24 protein-coding genes are annotated in these 22481 nt (G+C 55.1%); 19 read left to right on the plus strand and 5 right to left on the minus strand.

The window, feature by feature from the left end; genetic code table 11:
• Window positions 1–49 precede the first annotated feature (49 nt).
• Window positions 50–334, minus strand: a complete 285-nt coding sequence (locus GKC68_RS05290; RefSeq protein WP_028723229.1) for a YciI family protein — start codon at window positions 332–334, stop codon at window positions 50–52.
• Between the two features lie 9 nt (window positions 335–343).
• On the minus strand, window positions 344–1354 hold the full coding sequence (locus GKC68_RS05295; protein WP_047715579.1) for an aminopeptidase: 1011 nt from the start codon (window positions 1352–1354) through the stop codon (window positions 344–346).
• 251 nt (window positions 1355–1605) lie between these two features.
• On the opposite strand from GKC68_RS05295, the gene cysG reads away from it, so the two are divergent.
• The 13 genes from cysG (at window position 1606) to rpoS (ending at window position 13075) form a co-directional block, all read left to right on the plus strand.
• Entirely contained in the window at window positions 1606–3021 is a 1416-nt protein-coding gene (gene cysG / locus GKC68_RS05300; RefSeq protein WP_028723227.1) for a siroheme synthase CysG, read from the plus strand.
• 11 nt (window positions 3022–3032) lie between these two features.
• Entirely contained in the window at window positions 3033–3941 is a 909-nt protein-coding gene (gene cysD, locus GKC68_RS05305) for a sulfate adenylyltransferase subunit CysD (protein ID WP_006120739.1), read from the plus strand.
• 11 nt (window positions 3942–3952) lie between these two features.
• Window positions 3953–5380, plus strand: a complete 1428-nt coding sequence (cysN, locus tag GKC68_RS05310) for a sulfate adenylyltransferase subunit CysN (protein WP_028723226.1) — start codon at window positions 3953–3955, stop codon at window positions 5378–5380.
• A complete protein-coding gene (gene cysC / locus GKC68_RS05315) occupies window positions 5380–5985 on the plus strand; it encodes an adenylyl-sulfate kinase (protein WP_013026922.1) in 606 nt (201 codons plus the stop codon). Before cysN ends, cysC begins: the two co-directional genes overlap by 1 nt.
• A 55-nt stretch (window positions 5986–6040) precedes the next feature.
• Entirely contained in the window at window positions 6041–6361 is a 321-nt protein-coding gene (locus GKC68_RS05320) for a DUF3561 family protein (protein ID WP_013026921.1), read from the plus strand.
• Window positions 6362–6529: 168 nt separating this feature from the next.
• Window positions 6530–6847 (plus strand): cell division protein FtsB, encoded by a 318-nt coding sequence (ftsB, locus tag GKC68_RS05325; RefSeq protein ID WP_024471451.1) that lies wholly within the window; start codon window positions 6530–6532, stop codon window positions 6845–6847.
• A 3-nt stretch (window positions 6848–6850) separates the two neighbouring features.
• Window positions 6851–7567: a 2-C-methyl-D-erythritol 4-phosphate cytidylyltransferase gene (gene ispD, locus GKC68_RS05330; protein WP_028723225.1), complete on the plus strand. Its 717-nt coding sequence runs from the start codon at window positions 6851–6853 to the stop codon at window positions 7565–7567.
• A complete protein-coding gene (ispF, locus tag GKC68_RS05335; protein ID WP_028723224.1) occupies window positions 7567–8049 on the plus strand; it encodes a 2-C-methyl-D-erythritol 2,4-cyclodiphosphate synthase in 483 nt (160 codons plus the stop codon). The genes ispD and ispF overlap by 1 nt, the downstream gene beginning before the upstream one ends.
• Complete coding sequence (truD, locus tag GKC68_RS05340; RefSeq protein ID WP_058705472.1) at window positions 8046–9086, plus strand: tRNA pseudouridine(13) synthase TruD; 1041 nt, start codon at window positions 8046–8048, stop codon at window positions 9084–9086. The genes ispF and truD overlap by 4 nt, the downstream gene beginning before the upstream one ends.
• A 282-nt stretch (window positions 9087–9368) precedes the next feature.
• A complete protein-coding gene (gene surE, locus GKC68_RS05345) occupies window positions 9369–10130 on the plus strand; it encodes a 5'/3'-nucleotidase SurE (protein WP_028723222.1) in 762 nt (253 codons plus the stop codon).
• Complete coding sequence (locus tag GKC68_RS05350; protein ID WP_028723221.1) at window positions 10124–10750, plus strand: protein-L-isoaspartate(D-aspartate) O-methyltransferase; 627 nt, start codon at window positions 10124–10126, stop codon at window positions 10748–10750. The genes surE and GKC68_RS05350 overlap by 7 nt, the downstream gene beginning before the upstream one ends.
• Before the next feature lie 165 nt (window positions 10751–10915).
• Window positions 10916–12031 (plus strand): murein hydrolase activator NlpD, encoded by a 1116-nt coding sequence (gene nlpD, locus GKC68_RS05355; RefSeq protein WP_028723220.1) that lies wholly within the window; start codon window positions 10916–10918, stop codon window positions 12029–12031.
• Window positions 12032–12082: 51 nt separating this feature from the next.
• A complete protein-coding gene (gene rpoS / locus GKC68_RS05360; protein WP_006120728.1) occupies window positions 12083–13075 on the plus strand; it encodes an RNA polymerase sigma factor RpoS in 993 nt (330 codons plus the stop codon).
• Between the two features lie 68 nt (window positions 13076–13143).
• Here the strand turns inward: rpoS and GKC68_RS05365 are convergent, their stop codons facing one another.
• The 3 genes from GKC68_RS05365 to mutS all read right to left on the minus strand — a co-directional run bounded on the left by GKC68_RS05365 (window position 13144) and on the right by mutS (window position 17184).
• Window positions 13144–13875, minus strand: a complete 732-nt coding sequence (locus tag GKC68_RS05365) for a 2-phosphosulfolactate phosphatase (RefSeq protein WP_206115868.1) — start codon at window positions 13873–13875, stop codon at window positions 13144–13146.
• A 45-nt stretch (window positions 13876–13920) separates the two neighbouring features.
• Window positions 13921–14397 (minus strand): helix-turn-helix domain-containing protein, encoded by a 477-nt coding sequence (locus tag GKC68_RS05370; RefSeq protein ID WP_342656653.1) that lies wholly within the window; start codon window positions 14395–14397, stop codon window positions 13921–13923.
• 225 nt (window positions 14398–14622) lie between these two features.
• A complete protein-coding gene (gene mutS / locus GKC68_RS05375) occupies window positions 14623–17184 on the minus strand; it encodes a DNA mismatch repair protein MutS (protein WP_064366812.1) in 2562 nt (853 codons plus the stop codon).
• A gap of 339 nt (window positions 17185–17523) precedes the next feature.
• Here mutS and mltB point away from each other — a divergent pair, with 339 nt between their 5' ends.
• The 6 genes from mltB (at window position 17524) to GKC68_RS05405 (ending at window position 22362) form a co-directional block, all read left to right on the plus strand.
• Window positions 17524–18606 (plus strand): lytic murein transglycosylase B, encoded by a 1083-nt coding sequence (gene mltB, locus GKC68_RS05380; protein WP_028723212.1) that lies wholly within the window; start codon window positions 17524–17526, stop codon window positions 18604–18606.
• Between the two features lie 73 nt (window positions 18607–18679).
• Window positions 18680–19015: a zinc ribbon domain-containing protein YjdM gene (locus GKC68_RS05385; protein ID WP_014605175.1), complete on the plus strand. Its 336-nt coding sequence runs from the start codon at window positions 18680–18682 to the stop codon at window positions 19013–19015.
• A gap of 183 nt (window positions 19016–19198) precedes the next feature.
• The gene (gene tam / locus GKC68_RS05390; RefSeq protein WP_206115842.1) at window positions 19199–19975 is read left to right on the plus strand and encodes a trans-aconitate 2-methyltransferase; all 777 of its coding nucleotides are present in this window, start codon (window positions 19199–19201) and stop codon (window positions 19973–19975) included.
• Window positions 19976–20075: 100 nt separating this feature from the next.
• The gene (pncC, locus tag GKC68_RS05395; protein ID WP_028723210.1) at window positions 20076–20570 is read left to right on the plus strand and encodes a nicotinamide-nucleotide amidase; all 495 of its coding nucleotides are present in this window, start codon (window positions 20076–20078) and stop codon (window positions 20568–20570) included.
• A gap of 95 nt (window positions 20571–20665) precedes the next feature.
• On the plus strand, window positions 20666–21736 hold the full coding sequence (gene recA / locus GKC68_RS05400) for a recombinase RecA (protein WP_028723209.1): 1071 nt from the start codon (window positions 20666–20668) through the stop codon (window positions 21734–21736).
• A gap of 113 nt (window positions 21737–21849) precedes the next feature.
• Window positions 21850–22362, plus strand: coding sequence for a regulatory protein RecX (locus GKC68_RS05405; RefSeq protein ID WP_014594422.1), 513 nt, complete (start codon window positions 21850–21852; stop codon window positions 22360–22362).
• Window positions 22363–22481: the final 119 nt, after the last annotated feature.

A 22481-nucleotide genomic window follows, 5' to 3' on the forward strand; every position in this document is an offset into this window, starting at 1 on the left:
AGCAGCGCCGCGTGGGGAAACGGGGCGCCCGACGCTGTTGGCTCAGGGGCTACAGGTCTTTCAGCCCCGCAAACGCATCGGCTGTGCGCGTCACGTTAACCTTCGTGACCTCATAATGGGCCACGGCGACAAAGGGATCTTCCGCCAGAATCGTATCCAGCCGGGCGCGATCCATGTCTTTTACCATGATCATGCCGCCCGTGCGGGGATCTTTGCGGCCGGCAGCAATAAACTCACCGTTGTCAAAATAGCGATCCAGCCACGTTATATGGGGTGCCAGCAGGGCTTCCACTTCCTCGATGGGCCGAAAATAACTCAGGTAAATGACATACATCGTCTGTCCTCACACTTTGGGGTTGGTTAACTCGCTCAGCAATGGCAGCAGCACTTTAACGCTGTCATGGGTACGAAGACCAATCCGGCCGGGTAGCCAGCGATCTAAAAAATCCAGATTATCGCGATCGGTCTGATGCCAGGTCGTGCCATCCGGGAAATGCCGGGAACGGGTGCGTTGCTGTTCACCATTCTTGCTGCCCAGGTTCCAGTTTCGCGTAGTGACGTCAAGCAAAGGGAATCCTGCCGCGTCGAAAGGATTGATGCCCTGAAAATCAGTGCTCTTCATCTGACGACTGACGGCAGAAATGCCATAGCGGCGAGCTAACAGCAAGGCGCGTTCGCTGGTCTGTTTACGCACGGCGCGCGGCGTGTTCATGCCGCTGTTGAAATAAAGGTGGTCGCCCGTAATCAGGCTGTTGAGATCGATCACCAGCAGCGTATTTTTTTTCTCTTTTTCACTCATGCGTGCCACATAGTCTTCTATACCGTGCAGCTGTGATTCGCTGGCGCTGAGCGCGACAAAGCGCACGCCATAATGGAGCGGTTTATGACTCATCTGCCGGGCCAGTTCCAACATCACGCCAAGCCCAGATGCATTGTCATCAACGCCTTGCAAACGCAGGCCGCCAAGCCCGCGCGCCTGTTCGTCGTCGCTGAGCGGAATCCACGTATCCAGGCTGGCCACCACCAAAATCTCCTGAGGGGCGCTGCCTGCGCGTGCGGCAATCACCGAGGTCGCGGTAAGCTTACGCCAGCGCGAGGTGCCGTCATTTTCGCGCCAGGCATAGCCGGTATTAAACTGCCGGGTATTAGTTTCAAAACCGAGTTGAGTAAACTGCTGCTGCAGATAGTCGGCCGCCATCAGTTCAGCCGGACTGCCGCTCATGCGGCCGGGAAAATAGGTGGCAATATGACGCACCTGTTGCTCAGCAAAGTGCCCGGTGAGGTCGGTCACGGCCTGAGCGCTGAAAATAATGCAGCCGCCAAGCAGCACGGCCAGGCGGAGAAAGGCGGACATGTCGGGTTCCTTGTGAATGATTCCGTAAAAGAGGGCCATATTTTTTGTGCCTAGTATGAAACTGTGACGGTGATTACACAATTTGAATCGTCCGGAAAGCCCCACAAGATCATTCGCTAAGCACATTTTGTTCTGAGCTTTTGCCGGGCGTTATTCCATTCGGTAACATCTCATTCCAATTCGTAATTTCATCTCGATAAACCTGTGAACGTATAGTCGCGATTACGCATCGTAACAACACCAGGGTTAACGTGGATTATTTGCCTCTTTTTGCCGATCTCGCTGGACGACCCGTACTGGTCGTTGGCGGCGGAGATATCGCGGCGCGCAAGATTGAGCTGCTGCGTCGGGCCGGGGCGCGCATTCAAATCGCCTCACGCGAACTCTGCCCCGAGTTACAGGCTTTGCTGGATGAACAGCAGCTTGAATGGCTGGCCACGTCCTTTGAACCCGCTCAGCTCGACAAGGTCTTTCTGGTCATTGCCGCTACCGATGACAATGCGCTGAATGCGCAGGTCTATGACGAAGCAAATGCCCGCCACAAGCTGGTAAACGTGGTAGACGATCAGCCTAAATGCAGCTTTATTTTCCCCTCTATTGTTGATCGCTCGCCACTGGTGGTGGCGATCTCCTCCAGTGGCACCGCGCCGGTGCTGGCGCGCATGCTGCGCGAGAAACTCGAAACGCTGCTGCCATCCCATCTGGGCCAAATGGCCGAGCTGGCAGGTCAGTGGCGTGACAAAGTCAAAGCTCGCTTCAGCCGTATGTCCGATCGTCGTCGTTACTGGGAAAGAATATTCAACGGCCGTTTTGCCAGTCAGATGGCGACGGGCGACGTTACGGCCGCTAAACAGACGCTGGATAGCGAACTAGGCGATCAGCCGCCCCGACAGGGCGAAATTATTCTGGTTGGCGCGGGGCCTGGCGACAGCGGCCTGTTAACCCTGCGCGGGCTGCAGGTGATGCAGCTGGCGGACGTGGTGCTCTACGATCATCTCGTCAGCGATGAGGTGCTCGATCTGGTCCGGCGCGATGCCGATCGTATCTGCGTGGGCAAGCGTGCCAGCGCCCATCTCCTGCCGCAGGACGAAATTAACCAGTTGATGGTGCAGCTGGCGCAGAAAGGCAAACGTGTGGTGCGCCTTAAAGGCGGCGATCCCTTTATTTTTGGCCGCGGCGGCGAAGAGTTGCAGGCGGCGCAGCAAGCGGGCATTCCCTTCCAGGTCGTGCCTGGCGTAACGGCCGCCGCAGGGGCTACCGCCTATGCCGGCATTCCGCTGACGCACCGTGATTACGCACAAAGCGTGCTGTTTATCACCGGACACTGCCGTCCGGATGGCGATGATATTGACTGGCCATCCCTCGCGCGTGCCCGTCAGACGCTGGCGATTTACATGGGCGCTGTCAAGGCGGCTCACATCAGCCAGCAGCTTATTCTTCATGGGCGCGCGCCTTCAACACCGGTTGCGGTGATTGGGCGCGGTACCCGGCCGGATCAGCAGGTATTGACCGGCACACTCGAACATCTGGAGACGCTGGCAGCGTCAGCGCCTTCCCCGGCCCTGCTGGTGATTGGGGAAGTGGTTAATTTACACGGGCAACTGGCCTGGTTTCAGCATTCGGCACAGCAGGGGGCTCGCGAGTCCGCCGTTGTCAATCTGGCTTGAGAGGAAAAACGATGGACCAAAAACGACTCACTCATCTGCGCCAACTGGAGGCGGAGAGCATCCATATTATCCGCGAAGTGGCAGCCGAATTCGGCAATCCGGTCATGATGTATTCCATCGGCAAGGATTCCTCAGTCATGCTGCATCTGGCACGTAAGGCCTTCTACCCAGGCACGTTGCCGTTCCCGTTGCTGCACGTGGACACCGGCTGGAAATTTCGCGAGATGTATGAATTCCGCGACCGCACTGTCAAAGCGATGGGCGCGGAGCTGTTGGTACATCGCAATCCCGAAGGGGTGGCGATGGGGATCAACCCCTTTGTGCACGGCAGTGCCAAGCACACCGACATTATGAAAACCGAAGGACTCAAGCAGGCGCTGAATAAGTATGGCTTTGATGCGGCCTTCGGCGGCGCCCGTCGGGATGAAGAAAAGTCACGTGCCAAAGAGCGTATCTACTCGTTCCGTGACCGTTTTCACCGCTGGGATCCAAAAAATCAGCGTCCGGAACTGTGGCACAACTACAACGGCCAGATTAACAAAGGCGAGAGCATCCGTGTTTTCCCGCTGTCTAACTGGACCGAGCTGGATATCTGGCAATACATCTTCCTGGAAAACATTGAGATCGTGCCGCTTTATCTGGCCGCGCCGCGTCCTGTACTGGAACGTGATGGCATGTTGATGATGATCGATGACGATCGTATTAACCTCCAGCCAGGTGAAGTGATTAAACAGCGCATGGTGCGTTTCCGTACCCTTGGGTGCTGGCCGTTAACCGGTGCGGTGGAATCTGAAGCGCAAACCTTGCCTGAGATTATCGAAGAGATGCTGGTTTCCACCACCAGCGAGCGTCAGGGCCGTGTGATTGACCGCGATCAGTCCGGTTCGATGGAACTGAAAAAACGTCAGGGTTATTTCTAAGGAGACGCCAGATGAATACCGTAATTGCACAACAGATTGCCGAACAGGGCGGCGTTGAAGCCTGGCTGACCGCACAACAACATAAAAGCCTGCTGCGTTTTCTGACCTGCGGCAGCGTCGATGACGGCAAAAGTACGCTGATTGGCCGCTTGCTGCATGACACGCGTCAGATCTATGAAGATCAGCTGTCTTCATTACAAAGCGACAGCAAACGTCACGGCACCCAGGGCGAGAAACTGGATCTGGCGCTGCTGGTCGATGGTTTACAGGCTGAGCGCGAGCAGGGGATTACCATTGATGTCGCCTATCGCTATTTCTCCACCGAAAAGCGTAAGTTCATCATCGCCGACACGCCAGGCCATGAGCAGTACACCCGCAATATGGCAACGGGCGCATCAACCTGCGACCTGGCGATCCTGCTGATCGACGCGCGCAAAGGCGTGCTGGATCAGACGCGTCGCCACAGCTTTATTTCGACGCTGCTGGGCATCAGGCATCTGGTTGTGGCCATAAACAAAATGGATCTGGTGGATTACCAGCAGTCTGTGTTTGAGCAGATCAAGCAGGATTACCTCGATTTTGCCGGGCAGTTGCCCGAAGACCTGGATATTCGCTTTGTGCCGATGTCGGCGCTGGAAGGCGAAAACGTCGCCTCTCAGAGCCAGAGCATGCCGTGGTATAGCGGCCCGACGTTACTCGACGTTCTGGAAACCGTGGAGTTAAACGCGGTGGTGGATCACCAGCCGATGCGTTTCCCGGTGCAGTATGTTAATCGTCCCAATCTCGACTTCCGCGGTTATGCCGGTACGCTGGCCTCTGGCGTGGTGAAAGTGGGGCAGCGCGTTAAAGTGCTGCCTTCAGGTGTGGAGTCTACCATTGCCCGCATCGTGACCTTTGACGGCGATCTGCAGGAAGCGGGAGCGGGCGAGGCCATTACGCTGGTCCTGAACGACGAAATCGATATCAGCCGTGGCGATCTGTTAGTGGACGCCAGCGCCGAGTTGCGCGCCGTTCAGTCCGCCACCGTCGATGTGGTGTGGATGGCTGAGCAGCCGCTTCAGGCTGGGCAGAGCTACGATGTAAAAATCGCCGGTAAGAAAGCCCGTGGGCGAGTAGAAAAGGTCATTCATCAGGTTGAAATTAATTCACTGGAGAAACGGCAGGTGGACAACCTGCCGCTGAACGGGATTGGCCTTGCTGAGTTTACGTTTGATGAGCCGCTGGTGCTTGACAGCTATCAGCAAAATCCCGTAACCGGCGGCATGATCATTATTGACCGTCTGAGTAACGTCACCGTAGGCGCGGGGCTGATTCATGAACCACTGAACGATCGGCCGCAGCACAACGGCGAGTTCAGCGCGTTCGAACTCGAGCTTAATGCGCTGGTCCGTCGCCACTTCCCGCACTGGAATGCGCGCGATCTGCTGGGCGGTCAGTAATGGCCCAACACGATGAAAACGTAGTATGGCATGACCATCCGGTTACGCGGCAGGCACGCGAACAGCAACATGGCCATCAGGGCGTGGTACTGTGGTTTACCGGCCTTTCGGGGTCCGGTAAATCCACCGTTGCGGGGGCGCTGGAGCAGGCGCTACACCGCATCGGTGTCAGCACCTATCTGCTGGACGGCGACAATGTCCGTCACGGGTTGTGTCGCGATCTGGGCTTTAGCGATGAACATCGTAAAGAGAATATCCGCCGTGTAGGCGAGGTGGCCAAACTGATGGTGGATGCCGGTTTGGTCGTCCTTACCGCCTTTATCTCACCGCACCGTGCCGAGCGCCAGATGGTGCGCGATCTGCTGGACAGCGACCGGTTTATCGAGGTTTTTGTCGATACGCCGCTGGCAGTGTGTGAAGCGCGCGATCCTAAAGGGTTGTACAAAAAAGCCCGTGCAGGCGAGTTACAGAATTTCACCGGAATAGACAGCGTTTATGAAGCGCCGGACCAGCCAGAAATCTGGCTTAACGGGGAACAATTGGTTACAAAACTGACGGCCCAATTGTTAGATCTGCTGCGTCAGCGCGATATTATCAGTTCCTGAACAGACAGCGGCAAAGCGCCTTTCGTTTTGCCGCCTTCGCGTTGACAGGATATTTATGCAGAACATTACTCCCATGCTGGCACGCAAAGACCACCGTACACCGGATGAGCCTCGTTCCGTCCTTCCTGGAGGCGTCATTGGCTTTATCTGTTACTGGTGCGCGCTTGCCATACCTTTCCTGTTGTACGGCTCCAGCACGCTGTTTTTCTTCCTCTACACGTGGCCCTTTTTCCTGGCCCTGTTTCCTGTTTCCGTTCTCACAGGGATGGTATTGAATACCTGGCTCCGTGGGCAACTGCTCTGGACCGTTCTGATCTGTGTTGCTGCGGTGGCCTGTCAGTTCTGGTTACTGTTCCTGTTTCTGTCCCGCTGGTAAGGACACTGATGTCCAAACGCAGCAGCAGGTTACAAAAGTTTTCCTGCTTTGCGTCCGATCTTTTCCTCCTTTATTTGTCTGCATAAACAGCATGGCTCGCCATTTTTACTGTCAGTGTGGAGTCCTGAGTAAAGTTATGGGATGATTGGGCCGTTTTTAGGGGGCGGGATGGGAAAACTGACGTTACTGCTGTTGGTGCTGTTGGGTTGGCTGCAATATTCATTGTGGCTGGGTAAGAACGGCATCCATGACTTTACGCGCGTCAACGATGACGTTGCGGTACAAAAGGCGAATAACGCCAAATTGAAAATGCGCAACGATCAACTCTTTGCTGAAATTGACGATCTCAATGGCGGCTCTGAAGCGATTGAGGAACGCGCACGCAGCGAATTAGGCATGATTAAGCCTGGTGAAACCTTCTATCGTCTGGTCCCTGACCAGAACAAACGCAACGCGCAACAAGCCGCGCAAAACCAACAACGATAAAACATGAACAATCGGTCCCACTCTGCGGATGTGATTGCCGTTGTGCCCGCTGCCGGTATCGGCAGCCGCATGCAGGCAATCTGCCCTAAACAGTATCTGACGATTGGTCAGCACACCCTTCTGGAACACAGTATTGCCCGCCTGTTTTCCCATCCAGCTGTCTCGCAGGTTATCGTCGCGTTAAGCCCAGACGATCGGCACTTTGCTGCTTTGCCCCTGGCAGAGGATCCGCGCGTGATTTGCGTCACCGGGGGCGATACGCGCGCGGAGTCGGTTCTGGCCGGTCTGCAGGCAGCTCAGGGTGCCAGTTGGGTGCTGGTTCACGATGCTGCACGGCCTTGCCTGCATCCTGACGACCTGGATCGTCTGCTGCAGTTGCGGGAAACCAGCAAAACGGGCGGCATTCTGGCGGCACCTGTGCGTGACACCATGAAACGCGGCGAGCCGGGTCAGGCGGCGATTGCGCACACTGTCGATCGCGATAACCTGTGGCATGCTTTAACCCCGCAATTTTTCCCCCGGGCCTTACTGACGGCCAGCCTGGTGCGAGCCTTGAACGAAGGGGCGACGATTACCGACGAAGCCTCGGCGCTGGAGTACTGCGGTTATCATCCTGAGCTGGTAACAGGCCGTAGCGACAACATTAAAGTTACCCGCCCGGAAGACTTAGCCCTGGCGGCTTTTTATCTCAATCAGATTCAGTCAAAGGAGAGCACATAATGCGTATCGGTCACGGTTTTGACGTTCACGCCTTCGGTGGAGAAGGTCCGCTGGTGATTGGCGGTGTGCGAATCCCCTTTGAGTATGGCTTTATTGCCCATTCCGATGGTGATGTGGCGCTGCATGCGCTCACCGATGCGCTGTTGGGCGCGGTGGCCATGGGCGATATTGGCAAGCTGTTTCCGGACACCGATCCGGCGTTCAAAGGCGCGGACAGCCGCGGGCTGTTGCGTGAAGCATGGCGCCGCATCGAGGCCAAAGGCTACTGCATTGGCAACGTTGATGTCACGCTGATTGCCCAGGCACCTAAAATGCTGCCGCACGTGCCGCAAATGCGCATTAACATTGCCGAAGATCTGGGCTGCCACATGGACCAGGTTAACGTTAAAGCCACCACCACCGAGAAACTCGGTTTTACCGGTCGGGGTGAAGGTATTGCCTGTGAAGCGGTGGCCTTACTGTTGAAAGTGGACCCGGCATGACGCTGCACTATCTGCAGGGTACGCCAAAGGCGACAGGCGTGATTAAAGCGACACCGGAAGATTTCGTGGTCGTGGAAGATTTGGGTTATCAGCCGGATGGCGAGGGTGAGCACGTGCTGGTGCGTATTCGCAAAAGCGGCGCCAATACCCGTTTTGTTGCTGAAGCCCTGGCGAAGTTTATGAAGGTCAGCGTGCGTGACCTGAGTTATGCGGGCATGAAAGATCGCCACGCGGTCACGGAACAGACGCTTTGCTTTCGCGTCCCCGGCAATGCCATGCCCGTTCTGGCGGGGTTTGCGCTGGACGGCGTTGACATACTTGAGGTGGTGCGCCATAAGCGCAAGCTGCGCATCGGCGCTCTGGCGGGAAATGCATTCCGGCTGGTGATCCGTCAGGTCAGCCATCGTGAGGAAACAGAGGCGCGGCTGGTTAGCATCCGTGATAACGGCGTGCCCAACTATTTTGGCGAACAACGCTTTGGCCGCAACGGCAATAACCTGGTGACGGCGGCAAAGTTAGCGCGGAACGAGATTCAGATACGCGATCGCAGCAAGCGCGGACTGATGCTCTCGGCGGCGCGCAGTGCGCTGTTTAATCAGGTGACCAGCATGCGTTTAGCGCAGCAGGGCGGGTTAACCCAGGTTATGAACGGAGATGCACTGCAGCTTACCGGCCGTGGCAGCTGGTTCGTTGCCCAGCCGGAAGAGCTGGCTGAACTGCAGACGCGTGTTAATCAGCATGCGCTTCGCATTACGGCACCGTTACCGGGGCAGGGCGAGCCCGGCCCTCAGGCGGATGCGCTGGCTTTTGAACAGCAGTGCCTGGCCGATGCCGGTGAGCTGCGCGGTCTGCTTGAGCGTGAGCGCGTGGACGCAGGACGCCGTGCGATGCTGGTGGTCCCGCGTGACCTGCGCTGGCGCTGGCAGGATGAGGCCACGCTGGAGATGCAATTCTGGCTGCCCGCAGGCAGCTTTGCCACCAGCGTTGTCCGGGAGTTGCTAAACAGCACCGGGTTACCTGACATGCCTGACGAATAAGCCACGACGTCGCCTGTGTATCAGAACCGGCCTCGTCGCCAGGCTGCCAACGAGCCGCGTAGGCGGCCGGTTGGCATGGCAGTGTGCGTATTTCATTGTTCCAGATGCTTTAACATCGTAGCGACCTTGCTCTTTTCCTGCCCGTTCGTTTGATTTTCGCCTACCACTTCCTCTCGCTCACCGCTAGAATGCAAAAGTCGCTGTCCACTCTTAACTTGTTGCCATGCCTCAAAACAGGTCCATATCACGGCGGCCCGGTTGAACAGAAAAGGTCAGAATTAAATGCGGATATTGCTCAGCAACGATGATGGCATCCATGCGCCTGGTATTCAGACGCTGGCAAAGGCTTTGCGTCAATTTGCCGAGGTGCAGGTTGTGGCACCGGATCGTAATCGCAGTGGTGCCTCTAACTCATTGACGCTGGAAACCCCGTTGCGCACCTTTACCCATGAAAACGGGGATATTGCTGTGCAAATGGGTACGCCCACCGATTGCGTTTATTTGGGCGTGAATGCGCTTATGCAGCCCCGCCCAGACATCGTGGTGTCAGGCATTAATGCCGGCCCCAATTTGGGGGATGATGTGATCTATTCCGGTACGGTAGCGGCCGCAATGGAGGGCCGCCATCTGGGGTTGCCCGCCGTGGCGGTATCGCTAAATGGCCAGCTGCACTATGACACTGCCGCGGCAGTGACCTGTGCCATTCTTAAAGCGCTGACGCAACAACCGCTGCGCACCGGACGCATCTTAAATATCAACGTGCCCGATTTACCTCTGGCTGAAATAAAGGGCATTCGCGTAACGCGCTGCGGCAGCCGTCATCCGGCCGATCGGGTGATTGCGCAAACCGACCCTCGTGGCAATCCGCTGTACTGGATTGGCCCGCCCGGTGAAAAACTGGATGCGGGCCCTGAGACTGACTTTGCCGCCGTGGATGAGGGCTATGTGTCAGTGACTGCATTGCACGTCGATCTGACTGCGCATAATGCGCAGGCTGTTCTCAGCACCTGGCTGGCCAACGCTGAGGTACACCTGGCATGGTAAGTCGGCGTATTGAGACATTGCTGTCACAGCTGCGTCAACAGGGCATTCAAGATGAGCACCTGTTAAAAGCCATTGCCGATGTCCCGCGCGAACGTTTTATTGATGAAGCCTTCGAACACAAAGCCTGGGACAACATGGCGCTGCCCATCGGCTCCGGCCAAACCATCTCGCAGCCCTATATGGTGGCACGCATGACCGCCTTGCTGGGGCTGACGAAGCGCGCGCGGGTGTTGGAGATTGGTACCGGTTCCGGCTACCAGACCGCCATTCTCGCTCACCTGGTTGAACACGTTTACTCGGTTGAGCGCATTAAAGGCCTGCAGTGGCAGGCCAAACGGCGCCTGAAACAGCTTGATTTACACAATGTTTCAACCCGCCACGGCGATGGCTGGCAGGGGTGGCCGTCTCGTGGCCCTTTTGATGCCATTATCGTTACCGCGGCGCCGCCTGAAATTCCGATTGCGCTGATAGCGCAACTGGCGGAAGGCGGCATTATGGTGCTGCCCGTAGGTGAGGAGCAGCAGGTGTTAAAGCGTCTGCGCCGCCGCGGCAATGAGATTACAGAGGAAACCATTGAGCCGGTTCGTTTCGTTCCCTTAGTTCAGGGCGATCTGGCCTGACTGCCTTGTTAGCATTTCTTCATAACTGTTTCATGGAATCAGGTAGTTGATATTGCTACTATCCAGTTCATTCAACGAAAATCCAGCGTTTAACGTGCCGCACAGTGTATTGTGCTGGTGAGACGAGTAAGTCAGTTTTTTAAAGGTTGCCACCACGGGGGATTAATGAGCACGGGAAGCACAATTTTTCAGTTACGCCGTCTGGCGGCGCTTTCACTGGTGAGTTTTTGGCTGGCAGGCTGTAGTTCAGGTGATAATACTCAGGCGCCGATAAGCAATATCGGAGACAGCAACAGCGTTAATGACAACAGTAATATGGCTGCCTCTGGTACTGCGCCAGCCACCGGTGGCGTGCCCTCAGTGCCACCGCAGGGCGGAATGTTAAGCCGTAGTACACCTTTACCGCAGAACAATTCGGGAATCATTAGTGCCAATAATAATAATGTGCAAACTGAAAATGGCCGGATTGTGTACAACAGAAGTTATCAGAACATTCCTAAAGGTAGCTATTCTGGCCAGACCTACACCGTAAAACGTGGGGATACTTTGTTCTATATCGCCTGGATTACGGGCAATGACTTCCGCGATTTGGCCCAGCGCAACAATGTTCAGGCCCCTTACAACCTGAATGTGGGACAGACGCTCCAGGTTGATAACGGCTCTGGCCAGCCGATCACCGGTGGCAACGCCATTACCGCCGCAGACGCAACGCAAAGCGGCGTGGTGAGTGCACCACAAATAAAACCGGCCCCTGTTGCACAGCAGCCTGTTATTACGTATTCTGATGATTCGGGTGAATCGAATGGCAGCAAATTGTTGCCTTCGAAGGGAGCAAATGTTGCAACGACAACAGCTCCAGCCGTTACCGCACCGCCTACGGTTAGCAGTACAACTAACAGCACAACCCCTGTGGGAAGCTGGCGTTGGCCGACTGAAGGCAAGATTATCGATAACTTCTCAGCCACCGAGGGTGGTAACAAAGGGATTGATATCGCAGGTTCGCGCGGACAGCCAGTTGTAGCCACTGCTTCAGGCAGGGTGGTTTACGCAGGCAATGCGCTTCGTGGTTACGGTAATTTAATCATCATCAAACACAATGATGATTACCTGAGTGCCTACGCCCATAACGATACAATGCTGGTCCGGGAACAACAGGAAGTTAAGGCTGGGCAAAAAATCGCTACCATGGGTAGCACCGGAACCAGTTCAGTTAGATTACACTTTGAGATTCGTTACAAGGGGAAATCCGTAAACCCGTTGCGTTATTTGCCGCAGCGATAATCCGGCAGAGTCCTCAGGAGTCTGCCCTGGAATCACGGGTAGGAGCCACTTATGAGCCAGAATACGCTGAAAGTAAACGAGTTACATGAGAACGCGGAATTCGAAGAGAATGGAGCAGAAATTTTTGATGAGAAGGCGCTCGTCGAAAATGACTCTGGCGACAATGATGTAGCAGAAGAGGAGTTGCTGGCGCAGGGTGCGACGCAACGTGTACTTGACGCTACTCAGCTCTATCTTGGGGAGATTGGCTATTCTCCATTGCTGACGGCAGAGGAAGAAGTTCTCTTTGCTCGCCGCGCATTACGAGGTGATATTCCTTCTCGTCGCCGCATGATCGAAAGTAACTTACGCCTGGTGGTAAAGATTGCCCGACGTTACAGCAATCGCGGTCTGGCTCTGCTGGACCTGATTGAAGAAGGTAACCTCGGCCTGATCCGCGCCGTTGAAAAGTTCGATCCAGAACGTGGATTCCGCTTCTCAACCTACGCCACCTGGTGGATTCGTCAGACCATTGAACGGGCAATCATGAACCAGACCCGTACAATTCGTCTGCCAATCCATATTGTTAAAGAACTGAACGTTTATCTGCGTACTGCGCGTGAACTTTCTCACAAGCTTGACCATGAGCCGAGTGCGGAAGAAATTGCAGAACAACTGGATAAACCGGTTGACGACGTAAGCCGTATGTTGCGTCTCAACGAACGTATTACCTCAGTTGATACTCCATTAGGGGGCGATTCTGAGAAAGCGCTGCTGGATATTCTGGCCGATGAAAAAGACAACGGCCCAGAAGACACCACGCAAGACGACGATATGAAGCAAAGTATCGTTAAATGGCTGTTCGAACTGAACGCCAAGCAGCGCGAAGTGCTGGCTCGTCGTTTCGGCCTGCTGGGCTATGAAGCGGCAACGCTCGAAGATGTTGGCCGTGAAATCGGTTTAACCCGCGAGCGTGTGCGCCAGATTCAGGTTGAAGGTTTGCGCCGTCTGCGCGAAATCCTGCAAGGTCAGGGCCTCAGCATTGAAGCACTGTTCCGCGAATAAGCTGAGCACGGCACGTCAACAGAAAGCGATGGGTAACCCCATCGCTTTTTTTTGTCTGTTATTTACGCTTAAGTCTGTGCGGCAAAATACTCCCCTGTCAGAAAACAGGGCCGACGGGCCGCATCTTTTGTCAGGCACAGTGTTACATCCTCCGGAAAACCGCGCTGTATCAGTTCTGTCGCTGATGAACAGTGAAACAGCGCCGTGAAACCCTGCAACTGATGAGCATGCCAGGCTGCGACAGCGGTCTGTGCTTCCGGTGACAGCGAGTTTCGCTCAAGTGCGGCAATGATCCCCCCGGCAACCACATAGTCCTCCATACAGGGGCGAAGGCTCCCGTCCGGCCAACGTTCGCCGCAGGGGACAATCAAAAGACGTTTAAAGGGGCGGCAGGCCTCGGCGGTGGCAGTGAGGTTTCTCAGACAGCCTGTCAGCACGGGTACGCCCCACTCTCGTGTCCGGAAGCAGGTTGCGGAGCCATTAGGAGAGGGCAGCACCAGTTTTTCGTCCGGGCGAACGCTAAGTAACGTTCGGGGCGACAGGCTGTAGCCCTCGCCACTGAATCGCCTGTCGCTGTTCGCCGCAATGGCACCGACGGACTGCGCATACTGCGTGACAGAGTGATCTTTCCACGGGTAGGGATACACGCGCGCCCCGTTCTCCACGGCAAGACTGACGCAGGTGGAAAAGGACATCACATCCACTATCACAATGGCCTCCACATTGCTGGCAAGATGATCTATTGCGGCGATGCCCCATTCCAGACGAATTTCAAACGCGTCCTGACTGTACCAGTGCATAAGATGTCTCTGCTGTTTTATTCACAGGCGGCGCAATCGGCTGCGCTAGCCCTGTCTACGTAATAACTTTTGCAGCCGTCTTTGCTGCCAACGGCGGATCGCTTCCTTGAAAATAAACAGGCGTAATGCTCTGACCACGAGTAAGGCTCCCCAAACAGCAGCGACCCAAAGTGACCAGCGCTCATTCGGCGAGGTAAAGTGGTTAAGGACAAACAGCAATATGCACACCACCACGGCGCTAAACAAAGAACGGTAAAACCGACTCTCGGCAGCAAGCTGCAGGCGGGCATCTGAAATGTAGCAGTCCAACGCTTCGCCGTTCTCCGCAGATGCCTCATTGGTCAGGTCGGTGATTTTACACGCAAAGACGGCTGCCAGCGCACTTAACGTTTCCAGACTGGGGGGATCACCGTTTTCAATGCGTTGTACGGTTCGGGTGCTGAGTCCGGCCATTTCGGCCAGTTGCTCCTGTGACCAGGCGCGGGCAAGACGATATTCTCTGACTTTATTCAGGTTACGCATAGTGCAGTCTCCGAAAGAGTAAACAATCGGTAAGCAGCATCCCCGGTTAGCGTCGACAGGAACACGATCGCAGCACGACAGGCACACGACAGCAGTATGACACCGCTATAACGGCCAGTCATAGCGTAAAGCAGTAACAGAAAAATGCGCCAGCAGAATGGGAAACGCGGGCGCAAGAGAACGTTGACGCGCAGTCAATTGCCGCCCGGTCAAGGGCGGCCGTGATCAGACCAGCGATTTAAGGCGATAGATCCAGTCCAGCGCCTGTCGCGGGGTCAGCGTGTCGGGATCCAGTGCCTCAAGTGCTTCCACGGCAGGGGAGGTTTCTTCCACCAACAGCGGCAACTGCGAGCCGTCAATGTTTGACGTCGCGGACTGACTGGAAACCGTTTCGAGCTCTTTCAGCTTATTGCGCGCCCGTTTAATGACCTCTTTGGGCACGCCCGCGAGCGCAGCTACGGCCAGTCCGTAGCTTTTACTGGCAGCCCCGTCTTGCACGCTGTGCATGAACGCAATCGTATCGCCGTGTTCAACTGCGTCCAGGTGAACGTTAACCACGCCTTCCAGTTTTTCAGGCAGGGTCGTCAGTTCAAAGTAGTGCGTTGCAAACAGGGTCATCGCTTTAATACGATTAGCCAGATTTTCCGCACAGGCCCATGCCAGCGATAAACCGTCATACGTCGAGGTGCCGCGGCCGATTTCATCCATCAGGACAAGGCTGTTTTCTGTCGCGTTGTGCAGAATATTGGCCGTCTCGGTCATTTCAACCATAAAGGTCGAACGCCCGGAGGCCAGATCATCTGCCGCGCCCACACGGGTGAATATACGATCCAGTGGCCCAATGACCACCTCTTCGGCCGGCACGAAGCTGCCGATCCAGGCCATCAGAGCAATCAACGCCGCCTGGCGCATGTAGGTACTTTTACCGCCCATATTCGGACCGGTGATGATCAACATGCGGCGTTGTGGAGCCAGAGAGAGCGGGTTCGCGATAAAAGGTTCTTTCAGGACCTGCTCCACTACCGGATGGCGGCCGGCGGTAATTTTAATCCCAGGCTTGTCGTGCAGCGTGGGACGGCAGTAGTTAAGTGTCCAGGCACGTTCTGCGAGGTTACTCAGGACATCCAGTTCGGCCAGCGCTGCCGCACTGAGCTGCAGCGCTTCAAGATGCGGCAACAGCTGGTCAAACAGGCCTTCATACAGGCTTTTCTCCAGCGCCAGCGCTTTGCCCTTAGAGGTAAGGACTTTATCTTCGTACTCTTTCAACTCTGGAATGATGTAGCGCTCTGCGTTCTTCAACGTCTGCCGGCGAACATAGTGGATAGGCACCTGATGGCTCTGACCACGGCTGACCTGAATGTAGTAGCCGTGAACGCCGTTAAAGCCCACTTTCAGGCTGTCCAGACCGAGCTTTTCGCGTTCGCGAACTTCCAGTCGATCCAGATAATCTGTTGCGCCATCGGCGAGCGCTCGCCACTCATCAAGCTCGGCGTTATAACCGGGCGCAATGACGCCGCCATCCCTGATTAATACTGGGGGAGATTCGACAACGGCCTGCTCAAGCAGCGTTCGTAGTTCGCTAAACTCGCCCATCTGTGCACGCAGCGTTTTCAACTGGGCAGACTCGGCGTTTGCCAGCAGATCGTTGAGTTCCGGCAACTGCTGAAAGGCATGGCGCATGCGCGCCAGATCGCGCGGGCGCGCCGTACGCAGCGCCAGTCGGGCCAGAATACGCTCTAAATCTCCGACCTGGCGCAGAACGGGTTGCAGCGCATCGCTAAGCGGTTGCAGCTCTGCAATCGATGCCTGTCTTTTCGCGATGATACTACTGTCACGCAGCGGCATATGCAGCCAGCGCTTTAGCATCCGGCTTCCCATTGGCGTGACGGTTTTATCCAGCACGGCGGCCAGCGTGTTCTCTGTTCCGCCCGCAAGATTTTGCGTAATTTCAAGGTTACGGCGCGTGGCCGCATCCATAATGATGCTGTCCTGCTGACGCTCCATGCTGAGAGAGCGGATATGGGGCAGGCTGGTTCGTTGGGTATCTTTCACATACTGTAGCAGACAACCGGCAGCGCGCAGACCCAGGTGCGCCTGCTCAACACCAAAACCGTTTAAGTCTCGTGTGCCAAACTGCATGTTGAGCTGCTGACGCGCCGTGTCGATTTCAAACTCCCAAAGCGGACGGCGACGTAGACCGCGACGCTGATCGATAAGCGCCATCGCAGCAAAATCTTCCGGATAAAGTAGCTCGGCAGGATTCGTTCGCTGCAGTTCTGCCGCCATCGTTTCCTGATCGGCTGGTTCACTCAGGCGAAAACGGCCTGAGCTGATATCCAGCGTGGCATAACCATAGCCGCGCGCCCCCTGAACAATTGCCGCCAGCAGGTTATCCTGGCGTTCCTGTAACAGGGCTTCATCGCTGATGGTGCCCGGGGTAACTATACGTACGACTTTGCGTTCCACCGGGCCTTTACTCAGCGCAGGGTCGCCAATTTGCTCACAGATGGCGACTGATTCACCGAGTTGCACCAGCCGGGCTAAATAGTTTTCGACGGCGTGATGGGGTACACCGGCCATGGGAATCGGCTCGCCTGCCGAGGCACCGCGTTTGGTTAAGGAAATGTCTAACAGCTGAGAGGCACGTTTGGCATCGTCATAAAACAGCTCGTAGAAATCGCCCATGCGATAAAACAGCAGGATATCCGGATGCTCAGCCTTGAGGCGTAAATATTGCTGCATCATTGGCGTGTGAGTGCTCAAGTCCATGTGCGCTTTTTTGTTCATCTCATTCTTACTCAAGGTTGACTCTTCCTTTTCCCGTCACGGTTTTCGCTGGGTTAAACAAGGGTGATATGCAGCGACCATCATGCTGCACCTGCCGCGCGGAAAGAGTACCATTTTACGGCTCCGGCATCATCCGGCTTACCGCAGCGGGTAACGAAGTTAGCAAAGTCGGGTCGCCAACTGAATGATTTTTTTGATGAGAGAGAAAGCAGTAGAGGCATTTCACAAAACAGTCGGTTTGATTGTTAAAAAAGGTTTTTTTTACGATCTCGTTTGTATGTATCCGCGTTCAACGATTAACATTAACATCCCTGGTCTGGCCTGTTATATGGATATCTCATGCGTTTTAAGCTTGCTTACCTTCCGCTTTTTGCCCTGCTTGCCGCCTGTAGCAGTAAGCCACACTCTTCGCAGCCGCCCGCCGAACGGGTTGCGCCTAAAGGCGGCTTTTTGCTGGAGCCGTCGCATGCTGTTCAGCCGATGTTTGGTGACTTCGCCAGCAATCCTGTTGCGGAACAGTTCATTGATAAAATGGTGGCGAAACACGGCTTCGACCGTCAGCAACTGCACGCCATTATTGGCCAGGCTAAGCGGCTGGACTACGTCCTGCGTTTAATGGATCGTCAGGCACCGTCCTATACGCCGCCGAGTGGGCCTAACGGCGCCTGGATTCGCTATCGCAATAAATTTATCACACCGGATAACGTGCAAAATGGCGTCGCGTTCTGGAATCAATATCAGGATGCACTGCAGCGTGCGCAGCAGGTGTACGGCGTTCCGCCTGAGATTATTGTTGGCATTATCGGCGTGGAAACGCGCTGGGGCCGCATCATGGGTAAAACCCGCATTCTGGATGCGCTGGCAACGCTCTCATTTGATTACCCGCGCCGTGCTGCTTACTTTAGCGGTGAACTGGAGACTTTCCTGCTCATGGCACGTGATGAGAAGGACGATCCGCTCGATCTTAAAGGCTCCTTTGCGGGCGCGATGGGCTACGGTCAGTTCATGCCATCGTCCTATAAAGCTTATGCGGTAGATTTTAACGGTGACGGCCATATCAATTTGTGGGATCCCGTTGATGCGATAGGCAGTGTCGCGCACTATTTCCAGCAGAACGGCTGGCGTCCGGGTGAAAATGTTGCCGTGCCAGCCAGTGGTCAGGCGCCAATGCTCGAAAACGGTTTCAAAACCCGCTACAACGTCAGCACGCTGGCAGCATCGGGGCTTTCTCCACAGGGTTCGCTGGATGGCCATGACGAGGTCAGTCTGCTCCGTCTGGATCTCGGCACCAGCTACCAGTACTGGTACGGCTTGCCTAACTTCTATGCCATTACCCGCTACAACAACAGCACGCATTACGCGATGACCGTGTGGCAACTGGGAGAAGCGGTCAGCAAGGCGCGTCAGGGATCGCTGTTTTAAAACTACCCTTAGCAACTGTAAGGATATATGATGGCGGCCCGCTATTGTGCCGTCCTCATTTTCTGGAGCCGTTATGTCTTTACCTGCTTGCCCTGTTTGCCATGCCGATTACACCTGGCAAGATGCTGAAAACCTTAACTGTCCGTCCTGTGGTCATATCTGGACTCAGGCTGAAGGGGATGACAGTGGTCAGGATTTGATCGTTCGTGATGCAAACGGCAATTTACTCGCCGATGGCGACAGCGTAACGGTCGTTAAAGATCTGAAGGTCAAAGGCAGTTCGTCTGTGTTGAAAATAGGCACCCGGGTTAAGAGCATCCGGCTGGTTGAAGGCGATCACAATATTGATTGCAAGATCGACGGATTTGGCCCGATGAAGCTCAAATCTGAGTTTGTTAAAAAGAACTGATTCTGCCGGGCGCCTGCTCGCTGCGCCCGATCTTATTCCTGCCAGCCCGACCGGGCTTTTCCCTTATCAAGACCTTGTGCCCATTTGCGTGCCGCTGACATATTTTGCTGTTGGTGGGGCACTTTATGTTTATTTATACGTCTCATTTCCTGTGAATCTTTAACCCTTGAGAGGAGACGCACTATGCAAGACTGGGATCCCGCGCTGTATCGTAAATTTGAGGCAGAAAGAACGCGGCCTGCGCATGAATTACTGGCACGAATTGAGGTTGAAGATGTCCGGTTCGTTACCGATCTGGGCTGTGGTCCCGGTAACAGCACCGAACTGCTTTACGATGCCTGGCCGCAGGCGCAGGTGATCGGGCTTGACAGTTCCGCCGCCATGCTCGCGCAGGCGCGTGAGCGTTTGCCTCAGTGCCAGTTTATTCAGGCGGATATCGGCAACTGGACAACCGACATCCCGCAGCAGGTGATTTATGCCAACGCGTCGCTGCAATGGCTTGGCGATCATCCCACCCTGTTACCACGCCTGGTCAGTCAACTGGCGCCTGCCGGTGCGCTGGCGGTTCAAATGCCCGATAACCTGGAAGAACCTTCGCATCAGTTAATGCGTGAGGTCGCGGCATCCGGCCCCTGGCGCGACAAGATCAGCGCGCAGGCGGCGGAACGCAAAAAATTACCCTCAACTGAACACTATTATGACGTGCTGACAAAGGCAGGCTGCGCGGTTGATATCTGGCGAACCACGTACTATCACGTTATGGACGATGCGCAGGCCATCATCCACTGGTTAAAGGCCACCGGGCTGCGTCCTTTCCTTGCGCCGCTGAACGTCTCTGAGCAGGAACAGTTTCTGGCTGCTTATCATCAGTGTCTTATTACCGGCTATCCTGCCCGTCAGGATGGCAAGATACTCTTGGCGTTCCCCCGGCTTTTCATGGTGGCGACACGCAACGGTTAAACTGGAGCGTAACGCGCAATTTGTTGACTAAGTGGCCCTGAGTGCTTGAAAAAGCGCAGAGCATGCACCATGTTCACTCAACGGCAACAGGGAGCGAAAAATGAATGACCAGCAGTTGCACGCGCTGAGTGCGCAGACAGGTGAGGCGCTGAAAAAGCGTAACGCCACCGTGACTTGTGCAGAATCCTGCACGGGCGGCTGGATAGCAAAAGTGTTTACTGACGTGAGTGGAAGCTCTGCCTGGTTCGAACGGGGTTTTGTCACCTACAGTAACGATGCCAAACAAGAACTGGTCGGTGTCAGCGCGGCGTCACTGGCGCAATACGGCGCCGTCAGCGAGGCGGTAGTCCGTGAAATGGCTCTTGGGGCACAGCAGCGGGCGCGCGCCGATTACGCTATTTCCGTTAGCGGTATTGCTGGCCCGGATGGTGGCAGTGAAGACAAACCGGTAGGCACGGTCTGGTTTGGCTTTGCGGCGCCGGGTGGCGTGGTCATGGCTTTTCGTCAGCAGTTTGATGGCGATCGCGATGCCGTGCGCCGTCAGTCAGTTGGCTGGGCACTCCAGACCTTATCCGGTCAATTTCTGCAAAATTAAACTTGATACTGTATGACTATACAGTATAATTACCCGCAACAGAAAGTGCACAGGCACCATGCGTGCGTGTTTACCCGGCATGATTAGGAGTAGAAATGGCAATTGATGAAAACAAACAGAAGGCTTTAGCTGCCGCGCTCGGCCAGATTGAGAAGCAATTTGGTAAAGGCTCCATCATGCGCTTGGGTGAAGACCGCTCAATGGATGTGGAAACCATTTCAACGGGTTCTCTGTCACTGGATATCGCATTAGGTGCGGGCGGTTTACCGATGGGACGTATCGTTGAGATCTACGGCCCAGAGGCCTCAGGTAAAACGACACTGACACTTCAGGTTATTGCCGCCGCGCAGCGTAAGGGCAAAACCTGTGCCTTTATCGATGCCGAGCACGCACTGGATCCCATCTATGCTAAGAAACTGGGCGTAGATATCGACAATCTGCTGTGTTCACAGCCGGATACCGGTGAGCAGGCCCTGGAAATTTGTGATGCGCTGGCCCGCTCTGGTGCCGTTGACGTCATTATCGTTGACTCCGTAGCCGCGCTGACGCCAAAAGCCGAAATCGAAGGTGAAATCGGTGACTCACATATGGGCCTGGCGGCACGTATGATGAGCCAGGCAATGCGTAAGCTGGCGGGTAACCTGAAGCAGTCTAATACGCTGCTGATCTTCATCAACCAGATTCGTATGAAGATTGGTGTGATGTTCGGTAACCCGGAAACCACCACCGGTGGTAATGCGCTGAAGTTCTACGCTTCTGTTCGCCTTGATATTCGCCGTATTGGTGCGATTAAAGAGGGCGACAACGTGGTGGGTAGTGAAACGCGTGTTAAAGTCGTTAAGAACAAAATTGCGGCGCCATTTAAGCAGGCTGAGTTCCAGATTATGTACGGCGAGGGCATTAACACCTTCGGTGAGCTGGTGGATCTTGGCGTGAAGCACAAGCTGATTGAAAAAGCCGGTGCATGGTACAGCTACAAAGGCGATAAGATCGGTCAGGGCAAGGCAAACGCCGGCAACTTCCTCAAAGAAAATCCCGCAGTGGCCGAAGAGATAGATATCAAACTGCGTGAAATGCTGCTTAACGGTGGCGATCAAAACATCGCGGCGGACGAGGCAGGCAACGACGTTGAGAATGCGGCGAGCGAAGCCAACGAAGATTATTAAAGCCTGAATCAGGAGCGGATTTTCCGCTCCTGTTTTACATTAACGCCTCACGTGCCTTTCCTCTGTTCCTGTCTCCCGCCATACTCTCCCTCCGTTCGTAAAAGGTGCGCAGTATGTCTGAACAATCTCAGCCACAAGTCATCTCATTTTCACGCCTGCTGGATCGTGCGATGCGCCTGCTGGGCCAGCGTGACCACAGCCGCGAAGAGCTTAAACAAAAGCTCCAGCTGTCCGCTCAGCGTAGCGCGTGGATGAAACAAAAAGATCCTGAAATCATTACGCCCGAGCTAATGGAAAAGGTGCTGAACTGGTGTGGTGAAAACGGCTGGTTAAATGACGAGCGCTTTACCGCACGATTTATTCAGAGCCGAAGCCGCAAGGGATTTGGTTCACAGCGTATCAGGCTGGAGCTGGCACAAAAGGGCATCAGTCGTGATGCGATCGATCTCGCCATGGAAGAAACCGATATCGACTGGTCGGCCTGTGCGGCTGAACTCGCCGAGAAAAAATTTGGTCACCCATTGCCGACAGAATGGAAAGAAAAAGCCAAAGTGCAGCGCTTTTTGCATGCCAAAGGCTTTCTGAGCGAGGATATTCAGCAGGTTTTCAGAAATTTTGATGACTAAAAGTCGATGTGATTTTACTTCCCTCCGAAGAATATTTATCTTACCCCTTTTGGTTCCTTATGCTTGCTGCCGTAACGATGCGGTACGCCTGATAAAGAAGGACCTTTCGTTAGCGTGAT

This window comes from Pantoea sp. RSPAM1, from assembly GCF_038816185.1.
Classification (GTDB): Bacteria; Pseudomonadota; Gammaproteobacteria; order Enterobacterales; family Enterobacteriaceae; genus Pantoea; species Pantoea ananatis.